The organism is Aliihoeflea sp. (genome assembly GCF_052435475.1).
Lineage (GTDB): Bacteria > Pseudomonadota > Alphaproteobacteria > Rhizobiales > Rhizobiaceae > Aliihoeflea.
In genome coordinates this window covers 18,571-32,116 of the sequence record NZ_JBQVMV010000001.1, presented here as the reverse complement: position 1 = coordinate 32,116, position 13,546 = coordinate 18,571, and the positions used below count along the sequence as shown (strand labels likewise).

General features: G+C 64.8%; 12 protein-coding genes. 3 read left to right on the top strand and 9 right to left on the bottom strand.

Annotation, left to right across the window (positions count from 1 at the left end; translation table 11 throughout):
• Positions 1-32: 32 nt before the first annotated feature.
• The 4 genes from ACT6QU_RS00145 to ACT6QU_RS00130 form a co-directional block, all read right to left on the bottom strand.
• A complete protein-coding gene (locus ACT6QU_RS00145; RefSeq protein ID WP_444563890.1) occupies positions 33-1,040 on the bottom strand; it encodes an endonuclease/exonuclease/phosphatase family protein in 1,008 nt (335 codons plus the stop codon).
• A 7-nt stretch (positions 1,041-1,047) separates the two neighbouring features.
• Positions 1,048-2,550 carry an AMP nucleosidase gene (locus ACT6QU_RS00140; protein WP_444563891.1) on the bottom strand — a complete coding sequence of 501 codons (1,503 nt, stop codon included), beginning with the start codon at positions 2,548-2,550 and terminating at the stop codon, positions 1,048-1,050.
• Between the two features lie 69 nt (positions 2,551-2,619).
• The gene (locus tag ACT6QU_RS00135) at positions 2,620-2,817 is read right to left on the bottom strand and encodes a hypothetical protein (RefSeq protein WP_444563892.1); all 198 of its coding nucleotides are present in this window, start codon (positions 2,815-2,817) and stop codon (positions 2,620-2,622) included.
• A gap of 15 nt (positions 2,818-2,832) precedes the next feature.
• Positions 2,833-3,003: a hypothetical protein gene (locus ACT6QU_RS00130; protein WP_444563893.1), complete on the bottom strand. Its 171-nt coding sequence runs from the start codon at positions 3,001-3,003 to the stop codon at positions 2,833-2,835.
• 302 nt (positions 3,004-3,305) lie between these two features.
• Here ACT6QU_RS00130 and ACT6QU_RS00125 point away from each other — a divergent pair, with 302 nt between their 5' ends.
• Together ACT6QU_RS00125 and ACT6QU_RS00120 are read left to right on the top strand one after the other, a co-directional pair.
• Positions 3,306-3,620: a hypothetical protein gene (locus ACT6QU_RS00125; RefSeq protein ID WP_444563894.1), complete on the top strand. Its 315-nt coding sequence runs from the start codon at positions 3,306-3,308 to the stop codon at positions 3,618-3,620.
• A 118-nt stretch (positions 3,621-3,738) separates the two neighbouring features.
• Positions 3,739-5,334, top strand: a complete 1,596-nt coding sequence (locus ACT6QU_RS00120; protein WP_444563895.1) for an alpha/beta fold hydrolase — start codon at positions 3,739-3,741, stop codon at positions 5,332-5,334.
• 56 nt (positions 5,335-5,390) lie between these two features.
• Here the strand turns inward: ACT6QU_RS00120 and ACT6QU_RS00115 are convergent, their stop codons facing one another.
• Positions 5,391-5,735 (bottom strand): DUF2147 domain-containing protein, encoded by a 345-nt coding sequence (locus ACT6QU_RS00115; protein WP_024586406.1) that lies wholly within the window; start codon positions 5,733-5,735, stop codon positions 5,391-5,393.
• Positions 5,736-6,140: 405 nt separating this feature from the next.
• Between ACT6QU_RS00115 and ACT6QU_RS00110 the strand changes: the two genes are divergently transcribed.
• The gene (locus ACT6QU_RS00110; protein ID WP_024586405.1) at positions 6,141-6,398 is read left to right on the top strand and encodes a sel1 repeat family protein; all 258 of its coding nucleotides are present in this window, start codon (positions 6,141-6,143) and stop codon (positions 6,396-6,398) included.
• A gap of 127 nt (positions 6,399-6,525) precedes the next feature.
• Here the strand turns inward: ACT6QU_RS00110 and ACT6QU_RS00105 are convergent, their stop codons facing one another.
• The 4 genes from ACT6QU_RS00105 to ACT6QU_RS00090 form a co-directional block, all read right to left on the bottom strand.
• Entirely contained in the window at positions 6,526-6,957 is a 432-nt protein-coding gene (locus ACT6QU_RS00105; protein WP_444836678.1) for a hypothetical protein, read from the bottom strand.
• Between the two features lie 87 nt (positions 6,958-7,044).
• Positions 7,045-9,009, bottom strand: a complete 1,965-nt coding sequence (locus ACT6QU_RS00100; protein WP_444563897.1) for an ATP-binding protein — start codon at positions 9,007-9,009, stop codon at positions 7,045-7,047.
• Between the two features lie 78 nt (positions 9,010-9,087).
• Positions 9,088-11,769, bottom strand: a complete 2,682-nt coding sequence (locus ACT6QU_RS00095; RefSeq protein ID WP_444563898.1) for a membrane-bound PQQ-dependent dehydrogenase, glucose/quinate/shikimate family — start codon at positions 11,767-11,769, stop codon at positions 9,088-9,090.
• 151 nt (positions 11,770-11,920) lie between these two features.
• Positions 11,921-13,528 (bottom strand): carboxyl transferase domain-containing protein, encoded by a 1,608-nt coding sequence (locus ACT6QU_RS00090; RefSeq protein WP_444563899.1) that lies wholly within the window; start codon positions 13,526-13,528, stop codon positions 11,921-11,923.
• Between the last annotated feature and the right edge of the window lie 18 nt (positions 13,529-13,546).

The window sequence follows — 13,546 nt, the reverse complement described above, 5'->3', positions numbered from 1 at the left end:
TGCTGAGTAGCCGAAACGACTGCATTCACCATTCACCGCCAGGCCTGCAACACCTCCGCCTCCGGCTCCTGCGGCAGAATGGAAAACTCCACCAGCACCGGCAGGTGATCGGAGCCGACCGCAGGTAGCGCGCGCGCCGATCCGACGACGACCCCGCCCTTCGCCATGATCTGGTCGATCGGCAGGCCAATCCATCGTCGCCAAGCATCGGGTAGGCGCCGGTCGAGATAGGTCGGGCCGATGCCGCGCACGATGTGAAGCCCGCCGAGTTCGCCGGTGCGGCGCACGGTCTGGCTCCACGGCACGGCGTTGAAGTCGCCGGCGAGGATCGCGCTGTCGGCAAGGTTCGGCAGATCGTCCTCGATGCGCGACAGGTGCCAGGACTGGCCGAACGGCCACGGCCAGCCGAGATGCATCGCCACGACGCTTGCGCGCCGCCCCGCAAAATCGACCTCGACATTGGCGAACGACCCGCGATCGCCGCAGGCGTCGGCCGGGTTGGAGACGAATGGCCGGCGCGAAAGAATGGCCACGCCGCCGATATGCGTCGGCGGTGGACATACGATGCGGTGGGGATAGGTGGCGTCGAGAACCGACAATCGCTCGGCCCAAAGGTCCGAGACCTCGGTGAGCGTCACGATATCGGGCCGGTGCTCCCCGATCGCGGAAAGCACGAGTTCCGGCCTGTCATTGTCATAGCGAAGGTTGAGATGCATCAGCCGGAAGACGGGCATCGACGCCGCGTCGAGATCGGCGACCAGTCCCGCTTTGCGTGCCGATGCGTCCGAAAAGCCGCCGAGGGTCGTCCAGATCGCGCCAATACCGAGCAGCAACGCGAAAGCCGCTTCCGGCCAGTAGCGCAGGGCGGCCAGCGGCAGGATTCCCAGGAGCAGCAGAACCGCAAGGTGGATGCGGAAATGCGAGAAGGAATCGAACGCCGGATGGATGCGCCCGAGAAAGCCGAAGATCAGCGCCCCCGCAATGCCGAGGACGCCGCCGAGCGCGACGAGCCTGAGAAGAAGCGACCAGTCGATCCGCATGTCCTTCCTACTGGAACGCCGTCTCGGAAAAACTGCGCAGCTTGCGCGAATGCAGCTTTTCCGGGGCCATTTCGGCGAGCTTTTCGAGTGCCCGGATGCCGATCGTCAGGTGCTGGGCGACCTGGCGCTTGTAGAAATCGGTCGCCATGCCGGGCAGCTTCAGTTCGCCGTGCAGCGGCTTGTCCGAAACGCACAGGAGCGTCCCGTAGGGCACGCGGAAGCGGAAGCCGTTGGCCGCTATCGTCGCCGATTCCATGTCGAGCGCGATGGCGCGGCTTTGCGACAGGCGCTGGACGGGTCCGCGCTGCTCGCGCAGTTCCCAGTTGCGGTTGTCGATCGTGGCGACGGTGCCGGTGCGCATGATGCGCTTCAGCTCATAGCCGGAAAGCCCTGTCACCTCGGCGACGGCCTCCTGCAGCGCGACCTGGATTTCCGCCAGCGCCGGGATCGGCACCCAGACGGGCAGGTCGTCGTCGAGCACGTGATCCTCGCGCACATAGGCGTGGGCGAGGACATAGTCGCCAAGCGCCTGCGTGTTGCGAAGGCCCGCGCAATGGCCGAGCATAAGCCAGGCATGGGGCCGCAGCACGGCGATATGGTCGGTGATCGTCTTGGCGTTGGAAGGTCCGACGCCGATATTGACCATCGTGATGCCGCCATGCCCTTCGCGGGTCAGGTGATAGGCCGGCATCTGCGGCATCCGCGTCGGGCTCGCACCGTCATGCGGCATGGTCTCACCGGCCTTCGTCACCACGTTGCCCGGCTCGACGAAGCTCGTATAGCCGCCGCCGCCATCGGCCATCAGGTTGCGGGCATGGACGCAGAACTCGTCGATGTAGAACTGATAGTTGGTGAAGAGCACATAGTTCTGGAAATATTGCGGGCTGGTCGCGGTGTAATGCGTCATCCGGTGCAGCGAATAGTCGATGCGCTGCGCAGTGAACGGCGCCAGCGGCATCGGGTCGCCGGCAAGCGGCTCGTAAGTGCCGTTGGCGATGTGGTCGTCGGTGGCGTTCAAATCCGGCACGTCGAACAGGTCGCGCAGCGGCCGCTTGATCCGGTCGGCGACCGATGCCTCGACATAGGTGCCTTCGAGAAAGGCGAAATGCAATGGGATCGGCGTCTCGGACTCGGACACCGTGATCGGCACGCCGTGATTGCGCATCAGGAGCGTCAACTGATCCAGCAGGTAGCTGTCGAACAGGTCCGGCCGCGTGATCGTCGTGGTGTAATGGCCTGGCTGCGGCATGTGGCCATAGGCAAGGCGGCTGTCGACGAGGCTGAAGGAGGAGGTGGTGACGCCGACTTCCGGGTAATAGGCACGGAACCGCTTATGCTCGATCTCGCCCTCGGCAAGGCTGGCAAAGCTGTCGCGCAGGAATTGCGTGTTGCGCTCGTAAAGCGCTTTCAGCGCCTCGATGGCCTCGCGGGCATCCATGAAGCTTTTCGGCTGGTAGGGCGGGGGGCTCGATACGTGCTCGATGGCGGCGGGGTAGATTCTCTTTTCCATGACCCATTATAGGGGGTCGTGATGTCGGTTGCGAGACGCTCGCATGGCTCCATGCAACGACTTTTCGTCTCAGCCGGTTCGTTGCAGGCTCATCAGCAGCACGAAACCGACGCCGCCGCCCTGGCTGGACGTGTCTTCGATGAAGGCGGGCCCCGATGCCGACCCCTGCGTTGCATAGCCGAGCGGTGCCGAAAGGGCCGCAATGACGAGGAGGACGCGCGACGCCATCTTGAAGCCGTTTCGGATCGTGATGCGGTCGCGCGACATGTGCATTCTCCTCGTCTATCTCGATTGGACGTCGCCGCAGGACGGCGCGCGGTCGAAAAGGCAGTTGGTCGGCGCTTTCAGATCGAGCACGCGGGCGGGCCGGCTGGCTTCGGCAACGAGAATGGAAAGGCCCATTCCGAAGAACATCATCATCATGCAGACGATGGAAAACCTGCGCGCCAACATCTTCGATCCCTCGCTCGAGCGTTGCCTTGTCGAATGTTGGCCGGATCATGGCAGGCGGGCGCTGAACTTGGCCTGAGAGGGCCGTTCATCCGCGCTTCATCTAGATTGAAAATTCGTAATGGCGGACCGTCGGTGCCGATTCCACGGCAATTCCAACGCAGCTTCAAACGCTCGTTCAATCGCGGCGTCTCTAGAACGGTTCATGACGATCAGACGGACGTGATTTCCGGATTGTCCAAACCGCCCGCCGAACGGCGAGAACAGCCGCAGCGGGTCAAACCAAGAAAGATGGGATTCATCCAATGAAAACGACACATGTCATGCTGAGCACGTTTGCGGTCGCGGCCGCGCTGATGACCTCCACCGGGTGGGCGCAGGAATCGCCCCCGATCCTGGTGTGGGACGACAACGGAGTTCTGTTGAGCGAAAACGGCTACCAGTCGATGGCGCCGGCCTTCGCCGCGCAGGAAGAACCGTCGATGGCAGCCGAGGAACGCACTTTCGCGATGTCGCCGCTGACGACCGGCAGCATCGGCGATGAGCAGTGGTTCTTCGACGACCATCCGTTCGGAAACTACGCAGCGAATGTTCGCCTCGACGACCTTCGCGGGCAATAAGTGACGAGGGGGCGAGCGCCGCCGGCAAACCGCTGGCGGCGCATTGTTAGACGGGCCCGTTCGAGAGTGGTAAACTGGTTCCCGGCGCGGGCGTCTTCCGAACCGTGGGACCGGTTCCATGTCATCCCCACTCAGCATCGCCGTCCTCGGCGAGTTGCGGGTCGCCAGTGGCTTGCTTACCCACCCCCTTCCGGCCTCGCGCAAGACGCGCGCGCTTCTCGCCTATCTTGCGCTCACCGGTCGCCCGCATCGCCGCGAGCGCCTCTGCGAATTGTTCTGGGACCTGCCGGACGATCCGCGCGGCTCGCTGCGCTGGTCGTTGAGCAAGATTCGCGGCGTGATCAACGGCCAGGACGGCGCCCGCCTCCTGGCGGACAGGGAGCGGATTTCGCTCGAAGTCGGTGACGACACGATCGATTTCTGGACGGCGCGCCGCCTCGTCGATGCCAGCCTCGACCAGCTTCCGCTCGCCCGCCTGCACGAAATGGCCGACGCACTCGCCCAGCCGCTGCTGGATGGTCTCGACCTGCCCAATTGCGATGGCTACCAGCGCTGGCTGGCGGGCGAGCGCGAGGAGGCGCTGCGGCTGCGCCTCGCGGTTCTGCAGCGCATCACGCTCCACAAGGATACGAGCGACCAGGAAGCGGTGCGCTGGGTGCGCGACTGGCATGCCTCTGATCCGCTGTCGCCGGAAGCGGCCGGCATCCTGGCTCGGACTTTGAAGAAGATCGGCCGGCCGGAGGAGGGCGACGCCGTCGCAGCGCGTTTTCGCCGGGCTCGGCTCGAGGCAGGCTTGAACCCCGGTCCCGATCTTCTGGCCGAACCGGCAGCTTCCAGTGAGGCGGTCAAGGTGGGCAATATGCTGCGCCAGCAGACGATCCGCTTTTGCGAATCCTCGGACGGCGTACGCCTCGCCTATGCTTCGGTCGGAACCGGGCCGGCGGTGGTGAAGGCCGCCAACTGGCTCAACCATCTCGAACTCGACTGGCAAAGCCCCATCTGGTCGAAAACCTTCCAGGCCTTGTCCGACCATCGCACCTTCATCCGCTATGATGAGCGCGGCAACGGGCTTTCGGACTGGGACGTGGCCGATATCGGCTTCGAGGCCTTCGTCAGCGATCTGGAGACGGTCGTCGATGCGATCGGGCTGGAGAGCTTTCCGCTGATCGGCATGTCGCAGGGCTGCGCGGTTTCCATTGCCTATGCGGTGCGTCATCCCGAGCGCGTCACCGCGCTGGTGCTGATCGGCGGCTACGCGGCCGGCTGGCGCATCGGCGCCTCGTCCGAAGAGCGCGAGCGGCGCGAGGCGGTGATGACGCTGACCCGGCTTGGTTGGGGCACCAACAACGCCGCCTACCGCCACATCTTCTCGCAGACCTTCATGCCGGACGGCAATCCGGAGGAACTGGCATGGTTCGACGAGTTCCAGCGTCAGACGACGTCGCCCGAAAACGCCGTCCGGTTCCAGCACGCATTCGGCGATATCGACGTGCGCAACATGCTGGGAGATGTCCGCGCGCCCGCGCTCGTGCTCCACGCCCAGCACGACCAGCGCATCACGCTCGAACAGGGCCGTGAACTGGCGATCGGCATCCCCGGCGCGCGATTCGTGCCGCTCGAAAGCCGCAGCCACATCGTCCTCGGCCACGAGCCGGCATGGAGCGTGCTGATGCGCGAGGTTGACGCGTTCCTGACCGAGCACGAGGCGCGCTAGAACGAGAAAAGCCGCTGCGGCGCGTGGCGGCAGCGGCTTCTTGCGTCGCAGAAAGCTTACTGGCGGGTCAGATCTTCGCCGCGGCAGATCAGGCCGCCCATGACGCAGCCGCTCATCTTCATCGTGTTGCCGTTGACGGAAGCCTTGCCGTTATAGGTCTTGCCTTCGTCGAGCACGTTGACCGTGCCCTTGTAGTTGGCGCCCGAGCCGGCCATCGTGCCGATCGGCTGGCCGTTATACTGGCCGGAACGCACGGTGCCGCAGAACCCGCCGGAACAGGGCGCAAATTCGATCAGCGTACCGTTGCCGCGTACCCACATGCCCTCGATCGGCTCGGCCGCGAATGCGGGTGCCGAAACGAGAGCGCAAGCAGCCAGGGCTGCCCAGAACTGAACCTTCATCAACTTCCTCCCAAAACGCGCAGCGTGCCGAAAGCTTACGCAAACGTAAACGTAATCGAGTTTCACGCGGTTGGGAAGTGGCCGGCGAAGCAGAATCCAACGTCGGTTTTCGGCGTTGGTGACGACTTTCTTGCCGGGTCGAACAGAAAAGGCGGGATTCAAGGTTAGCGCCGGGTAAACGGCAAATGTGGCAATTGTCTTGAAGTTCTCTAAACGGCCGCGCAGTTGCGGGCTTTCCATGCTTAACGAATTGGGCGGTTTACTGAAAATTTGAGCTTTGTTTGAACCTCGTTAAGCACGCCTTTTTACGGCGGATTCAAGCCTGCCGGGCATTCTTTCCCCATCACACAGCAACAAGGGACGCACGGAAATATCCGGCTCTCGGGATGTAACAGGGGACTTGAAATGGCACGCTACGAAATGATCGAAGCCGGCATCGGCTCCACTGCACAGGCCGACATTCTCTTCGAACTGGGCATGATGTACGCCACCGGCCGCGACTGCGACGTCGATGTCGTCGCCGCCCACAAATGGTTCAACATCGCCGCGATCAAGGGCAGCGACCGCGCTGTGCAACTCCGTCAGGAACTGTCTTCCGCCATGACCAAGACCGACATCGCCAAGGCGCTGCGCGAAGCGCGCGAATGGATGACGACGCACTGATCGGAATTACCGGACGACCGGCAACAGAGCGGGAAGACCCGCCGGGCCATACAGGGATGCTTCAAGCGAAGCACGAAGAAGGGCCGCCTCCATGTTGGGAAGCGGCCCTTTTGTTTGCGTTGCAGAATCAATCGGAATAGGCGCGGTCGAGCAGTTCCATCGTGATGTCGGCGCAGGCTCGGGCGTCCTCGCGCGGGCCGCATTTGACCTCGACCTTGACCCCGCCATCGTCGTCGATCTCGACCTTGAACTCCGGCCCTTGTGCGCGCCGCATGCCGCGGCCGCCATGGTTGCGCGGGCCGTCACCGCGCATGTGATGGCGCGGGCCGCCATGACGTCCCATCCGGTCTGGACCGCCGCGTTGCTCGTGCATCGCTGCGCCACCTTCGGGGCCGTCGACCAGTTCCTCATCGACCTCGGGGTTCGGCGGCGGGGGCGCTGCGGGCTGTTCGGCTGTTGGAGCATCGCTGCCGGGCGGCGGCGGGGCAGGGGGCGTCTGCGCGAAGGCGACCGAACTCGAAAGAGCGATCGCGGAAAGGGTGAGGAGCAGTGAACGCATGGAATCCTCCGTTGGGTTTGCCATTCCCAACGGCTGGCGATTCCGGCTGTTCCTTGACTAGCGACAGCCCTCGATCACGATTTCGCGTCAGCCGGCCATGGCGGGCGCGGGCGCTTCCTCGAACCGCACCAGCACGGTGCCGTCCGTCACCTGGGCGCCTTCAGTGACGATGTCGGCGATCGTGCCGTCATGCGGCGCGGCGATCGTGTGCTCCATCTTCATCGCTTCGAGCACCAGCAGCGCCTGACCCTTCTGGACCGCGTCGCCGGGCTGTACGCGCACCATCTTGACGAGGCCGGGCATCGGCGCGCGCAGCGCATCGCCGCCGCCCGACGCCTCCTCGGCCCGCGCGAACGGGTCGTCCAGCGTGAAATCATGGCTGCCGGTCTCGTCGAAGACCGTGACGTGGCCCTTCCACGAAGCCGCCTTGCCCCGATCGGCTTCGGAAAGCACAAAGGTCTCGCCGTCGATTTCGGTCTCGTATCGTCCGTCGGGGCGCGGTCGCACCCGTCCGGTCCGCTTGTTTTCCCCGGCCGCGAGCACAACCGATTTCGCCAACCCGCCGAAATGTCCGTATCCGACAAGGTCGGACCACGGATCGCCATCGCGCGGCGACGAGGGGCCGGCGGCGGCGAGCGCAGCGATGGCAGCGGCACGCGACGTCGCCTTGCCGGGGCGGGTGAGTTCGGGCTGCTTGCGCGCTATCAGGCCGGTATCGACATTGCCGGATGCAAAATCGGCGTCCGAGGCGAGGGCCGACAGGAAGCGCGCATTGACCGTCGAGCCGGCCACCTGCGTCGCATCGAGAGCCTCGACCAGTCCCGAAAGCGCCGCCGCGCGGTCGTCGGCGTGGACGATGACCTTGGCGATCATCGGATCGTAGAAGGGAGAGATGGTGTCGCCGGAGCGCACGCCGGTATCGATGCGCAATTCGGCGCCGGACTGAAGCGCGTCGGGGAACCGCAGATGATGGAGCGTGCCGATTGCCGGCAGGAAGTCGCGGGCGGCATCTTCCGCGTAAAGCCGCGCCTCGACGGCATGTCCGTCGATGCCGATTTCCTCTTGTCGCAACGGAATCGCTTCGCCCGCCGCGACCCGCAACTGCCATTCGACGAGATCGACGCCGGTGATCATTTCGGTCACCGGATGCTCGACCTGAAGCCGCGTGTTCATTTCCATGAACCAGAAGCGGTCTGGGCGAAGCCCGTCCGACGCATCGACGATGAACTCGATCGTGCCTGCGCCCGAATAGCGGATCGCCTGCGCGGCCTTGACGGCAGCGGAGGTCATCGCCGCGCGCATCGCCTGGTCCAAGCCGGGGGCGGGGGCCTCCTCGATCACCTTCTGGTGGCGACGTTGCGCCGAGCAGTCGCGTTCGTAAAGGTGGACGACATTGCCGTGATTGTCGCCGAAGACCTGGACCTCGATGTGGCGCGGCTTGGAGACGTATTTCTCGACCAGGACCCGGTCGTCGCCGAACGAGGCCTTGGCTTCGCGTCGCGCGGCGGCGAGCGCCTCGGGAAACGCGTCCTGATCCTCGACGAGGCGCATGCCTTTGCCACCGCCGCCGGCCCGCGCCTTGATGAGGACGGGAAAGCCGATCTCCTTCGCCTTCGAGGAAAGAACCACCAGTTCCTGCGCTTCGCCGTGGTAGCCGGGCACCACCGGAACGCCGGCCTTTTCCATCAACCGCTTGGCGGCATCCTTCAGGCCCATGGCGCGGATCGAGGCGGAGGAGGGACCGATAAAGATGAGGCCGGCCGCGACGACCTGGTCGACGAAACCGGGATTTTCGGAGAGGAAGCCGTAGCCTGGATGGATTGCCTGCGCGCCGGTCGCCTTTGCCGCCTCGATGATGCGCTCGCCTTTGAGATAGCTCTCGCCGACCGGGGACGCGCCGATATGCACCGCCTCGTCGGCGAGCGTGACATGCATCGCGTTGCGGTCGGCGTCGGAATAGACGGCCACGGTCGCGATGCCCATGCGCCGCGCCGTCTTGATGACGCGACAGGCGATTTCACCGCGATTGGCGATCAGGATCTTCTTGAACATGGGTCCTCCGGAAACGAAAAGGCGGCGAAGCGTCTCGTGCTTCGCCGCCTTATAGCCGCCCGGTGATGGGGCGTCACCTCATTGCGAGGGTGAAGCCGCGCCCAGCCGGTATGCGATGATGTGGTCACCGGCGCGCGTGCCGGTCGACCCGTGCCCTCCCGCGACGACGACGAGATACTGGTTGCCGTCCGCGCCGCGATAGGTCGAAGGCGTCGCCTGTCCGCCGGCCGGCAGGCGGTCCTGCCAGATTTCCTCGCCGGTCTGCAAATCGTAGGCGCGCACGAAATAGTCGAGCGTGCCCGACAGGAACGCGACGCCGCCCTTGGTGACGATCGGTCCGCCAATGCCCGGCACGCCCATCTTGATCGGCATTGGGATCGGCGAGAGATCGCGAACCGTGCCGTTCACCCGCTGGTAGATGGTCTCGCCCGTCGTCAGGTCGACGGCGGCGATGTAGCCCCAGGACGGCTCCTGGCAGGGTGTGCCGATCGGCGACAGGAACGGCCCCATCTCGACCGCGTACGGCGCGCCGAAATTCTCGTTGAAGACCGGATCGCCTTCGCTGGTGACGACGCGCGTTTCCTGGTCCTCGCGCGGGATCATCTTGGACGTGAAGGCGAGATAGACCGGCATTCCGAACATGATCTGCCGCTCGGGATCGACCGCGACCGAACCCCAGTTGAAGGTGCCGAAATTGCCCGGATAGACGATCGTGCCCTGTTCCGATGGTGGCGTATATGCGCCCTCATAGCGCATCTGGCGAAAGGCGATGCGGCAAGCGGCCTGATCGATCGGCGTCAGCCCCCACATGTCGCGCTCGCGCAGCGCCTCGGGACGAAAGCTCACCGCCGAGGCCGGTTGCGTCGGCGCCGTCCGGTCTCCCTCGACGGCACCTTGCGGCGCGGCGACTTCCTCGACCGGATGAACCGGCTCGCCGGTTTCGCGATTGAGGACGAAGACGTCGCCCTGCTTGGTCGGAACGACGAGCGAGGGCACCGTGTCACCGTCGATCGTCAGATCGATCAGCGCGGGCTGCGCGGGCACGTCGTAGTCCCAGAGGTCGTGATGAACCGTCTGGAACACCCATGCGACTTCGCCGGTGGAGGCGTTGAGCGCCGTCACGGACGAGGCGAAACGCTCGGTGTTCTCGCCGCGCTCGCCACCATACTGGTCGGGCGATTCATTGCCCATCGGCAGATAGACGAGGTCGAGGTCGGGATCGTAGCTCGCCACGCTCCACATGTTGGGCGAGTTGTTCTGATAGGTCTCGCCCTCGGCGATCGGCTGCGTCGCCTCGGGGTTCTTGCTGTCGAAGTTCCAGAGGAGTTCGCCGGTCCAAACGTCGTAGCCACGGATGACACCCGAGGGAGATGTCGTGGAATCATTGTCGTTGACGGCGCCACCGACGATCACGACCGACGCGGTCACGACTGGCGGCGAGGTCGTGTAGACCGAGCCTGGCGTGATGTTCGGCATGTTGTGCCAAAGATTGATCGTGCCGTCCTCGCCGCCGAAGCCGGCGCAGATTTCGCCTGTTTCGGCGCTGATCGAGATCAGCCGGCCATCGGAGGTCGGCGCGAACAGGCGGCGCTGGCACGCCTCTTCCTCGTTGACGTAGCCGTCGCTGTCGCTGCGCGGCACGAGCGGATTTTGCGCGTCGGGCTCGGCCTGTCCGGTCACCACGTTCTGGTACACGCCGGCAGCCTGCAGCGTGACGGATTCGACGCTCAATGCGAGACGCTGCTCGTTGGTCAGGTCCTCGCGAGGACCGGTTTCCTCAGTCTGTTCGGCCTGTTCGACGACCGGCGCGTCGCCGGTTTCGGTCTCGGCGGCTTCCGTTTCCTCGGCGGGAGCGGCGGCTTCGGCTTCTTCTGGGGCGGCCGACTGAGCTTCTGCCGGCGCCTGCTGCTGCTCAGCCACAGCGGGCGGGTTCGCGGTGCCGTCGAAATAGGAAACGCCGCGACAGGTCATGTGCTGCGTCGTCGGCGTCGGCGGCTGCTGCAGGTCGGGGTCGAAGCGCCAGCGCTCCTGGCCGGTCACCGGATCGAGCGCGATCACCGTGCCGAACGGGGTGCACACATACATCATGTCCTGGATGACGAGCGGCGTGACCTGATAGGTCGTTTCCTGCGGGTCGTCGGAACTGCGCTCTTCACCGGTGCGATAGGTCCAGGCAACTTCGAGATTGGCCACATTGTCCGGGGTGATGTCGGCGAGCGGGGAATAGCGCTGGCCCGCGGCCGTGCGGCCATAGGCGACCCACTCGCCCTCGTCGACGGTGTTCTCATAGGTCGCGAGGCCCGCCATCTGTTCTGCCGGGAACGTCCCGCGCGCGATATCGCGCGGCTCCTGCCAGATCGCGAAGGCGGCGATGAAGCCGCTGACCAGAAGCGCGCCGGCAAGCGTGGCGCTGTTGGGACCGTAGACCGCCTTGGGCTGGCCCGGCTGATGCATGGCGCGGATCATCGGCGGCAGAAGAAGCAGGATGCCGAGCGCGACGATGAGGCTGCCACGCGCCGAAAGCGCCCACCAGTCGAAGCCCGATTCCCAGATCGCCCAGACGAGCGTGACGAGCAACGTCACCGCGTAGACGGTAAGCCCGGACGGACGGCGGTCCCACAGGAGGCCTGCCGAAATGATCAGGCCGACACCCATGACGACGTAGAACCACGAGCCGCCGAGCGATGCGAGCCAGGCGCCTTGGCCGGCGAGCGCAACGCCGATTAGAAGGATGATTGCGGATAGAATGATGCGGTACATTGCCGGCCCCGGTGAGCAATGAGAATTCAAGCCCACGTGGATGCGTCGGCTCCCCTGCGGCCGTCAAATGATGGCCGGCCTGCGCTCCGGATGGAGGGCACGCGAGGGCTGAACGTGCGAATGCGTGTCAGGTTCCCGCGAAATGAACCGATTACATCCGGAAAACGCCGAATTTCGTCTCGGGAATCGGCGCGTTCAGCGCGGCCGACAGCGACAGCGCCAGAACCTCGCGCGTCTTCGCCGGGTCGATGATGCCGTCGTCCCACATACGGGCCGAGGAGTAGAGCGGGTGGCCTTCATGCTCGAACTTGTCGAGGATCGGCTTCTTGAACGCCGCTTCCTCTTCCGCGCTCCATGAACCGCCGCGTCGCTCGATCCCCTCGCGCTTGACGATGGAAAGCACGGTCGCCGCCTGTTCGCCGCCCATGACGGAGATGCGCGCATTCGGCCACATCCAAAGGAAGCGGGGCGAATAGGCGCGGCCGCACATGCCGTAATTGCCCGCGCCGAACGAGCCGCCGATGATCATCGTGACCTTCGGCACCTTGGCGGTGGCAACCGCCGTGACCAGCTTGGCGCCGTCCTTGGCGATGCCGCCGGCCTCATATTTGCGCCCGACCATGAAGCCGGTGATGTTTTGCAGGAAGATCAGCGGGATCTTCCGCTGGCAGCACAGCTCGATGAAATGCGCGCCCTTGACCGCGCTTTCGGAGAAAAGGACGCCATTATTGGCGATGATGCCGACCGGCATTCCGTAGAGATGCCCAAAACCGGTGATCAGCGTCGTGCCGTAATTCGCCTTGAACTCGTCGAACTCCGAGCCGTCGACCACGCGGGCGATCACCTCGCGCACGTCGTAAGGCTGGCGCGTGTCCTGCGGGATGACGCCGTAGATCTCTTCCGGCGCGTGAACGGGCGGAATCGGCTCGCGAATGTCGAGCGCCAAGTGCTTCTTGCGATTCAGGTTTCGCACGATGCGCCGGACGATTGCGAGCGCATGCTCGTCGTCGACGGCATAGTGGTCGGCGACGCCGGATTCGCGCGTGTGAAGATCGGCTCCGCCAAGGTCTTCGGCCGAGACGACTTCGCCCGTCGCCGCCTTCACCAGCGGCGGGCCGCCGAGAAAGATCGTCGCCTGCTTCTTGACCATGACGGTCTCGTCCGACATCGCCGGCACATACGCGCCGCCCGCCGTGCACGAACCCATGACGCAGGCGATCTGCGGAATGCCGGCCGCCGACATGTTCGCCTGATTGTAGAAGATGCGGCCGAAATGATCGCGGTCGGGGAAGACCTCGTCCTGGTTCGGCAAATTCGCGCCGCCGGAATCGACCAGGTAGATGCAAGGCAGATTGTTCTCGAGCGCGATCTCCTGCGCCCGCAGATGCTTCTTCACCGTCAGCGGATAATAGGTCCCGCCCTTCACGGTGGCATCGTTGACGACGACCAAAACCTCGCGCCCCTCGACGCGACCGACGCCGGCGATCAGGCCGGCCGAGGCGATCTCGCCGCCATACATATCGCTTGCCGCGAACTGACCGATTTCGAGAAAGGGCGCGCCGGTGTCGAGAAGCTGCGCCAGCCGGTCGCGGGGGAGAAGCTTGCCGCGCGAAACGTGCCGCTCGCGCGCTTCCTGCGGTCCGCCGGCGCAAACGGTCTCGGCCCTTTCGCGCATCTGGTCGACCAGCCCGCGCATCGTCGCTTCATTGGCCTTGAAGGCGTCGGAGGAGGTCGAGATCTGGGATTGGATGGCGGGCATGTCCGTCTCTGTCGTTCG

Excerpts from the sequence above, each read along its gene's own strand:
- ACT6QU_RS00145 (WP_444563890.1), bottom strand. The coding sequence starts at position 1,040 with ATGCGGATCGACTGGTCGCTTCTTCTCAGGCTCGTCGCGCTCGGCGGC.
- ACT6QU_RS00140 (WP_444563891.1), bottom strand. The coding sequence starts at position 2,550 with ATGGAAAAGAGAATCTACCCCGCCGCCATCGAGCACGTATCGAGCCCC.
- ACT6QU_RS00135 (WP_444563892.1), bottom strand. The coding sequence starts at position 2,817 with ATGTCGCGCGACCGCATCACGATCCGAAACGGCTTCAAGATGGCGTCG.
- ACT6QU_RS00130 (WP_444563893.1), bottom strand. The coding sequence starts at position 3,003 with ATGTTGGCGCGCAGGTTTTCCATCGTCTGCATGATGATGATGTTCTTC.
- ACT6QU_RS00125 (WP_444563894.1), top strand. The coding sequence starts at position 3,306 with ATGAAAACGACACATGTCATGCTGAGCACGTTTGCGGTCGCGGCCGCG.
- ACT6QU_RS00120 (WP_444563895.1), top strand. The coding sequence starts at position 3,739 with ATGTCATCCCCACTCAGCATCGCCGTCCTCGGCGAGTTGCGGGTCGCC.
- ACT6QU_RS00115 (WP_024586406.1), bottom strand. The coding sequence starts at position 5,735 with ATGAAGGTTCAGTTCTGGGCAGCCCTGGCTGCTTGCGCTCTCGTTTCG.
- ACT6QU_RS00110 (WP_024586405.1), top strand. The coding sequence starts at position 6,141 with ATGGCACGCTACGAAATGATCGAAGCCGGCATCGGCTCCACTGCACAG.
- ACT6QU_RS00105 (WP_444836678.1), bottom strand. The coding sequence starts at position 6,957 with ATGCGTTCACTGCTCCTCACCCTTTCCGCGATCGCTCTTTCGAGTTCG.
- ACT6QU_RS00100 (WP_444563897.1), bottom strand. The coding sequence starts at position 9,009 with ATGTTCAAGAAGATCCTGATCGCCAATCGCGGTGAAATCGCCTGTCGC.
- ACT6QU_RS00095 (WP_444563898.1), bottom strand. The coding sequence starts at position 11,769 with ATGTACCGCATCATTCTATCCGCAATCATCCTTCTAATCGGCGTTGCG.
- ACT6QU_RS00090 (WP_444563899.1), bottom strand. The coding sequence starts at position 13,528 with ATGCCCGCCATCCAATCCCAGATCTCGACCTCCTCCGACGCCTTCAAG.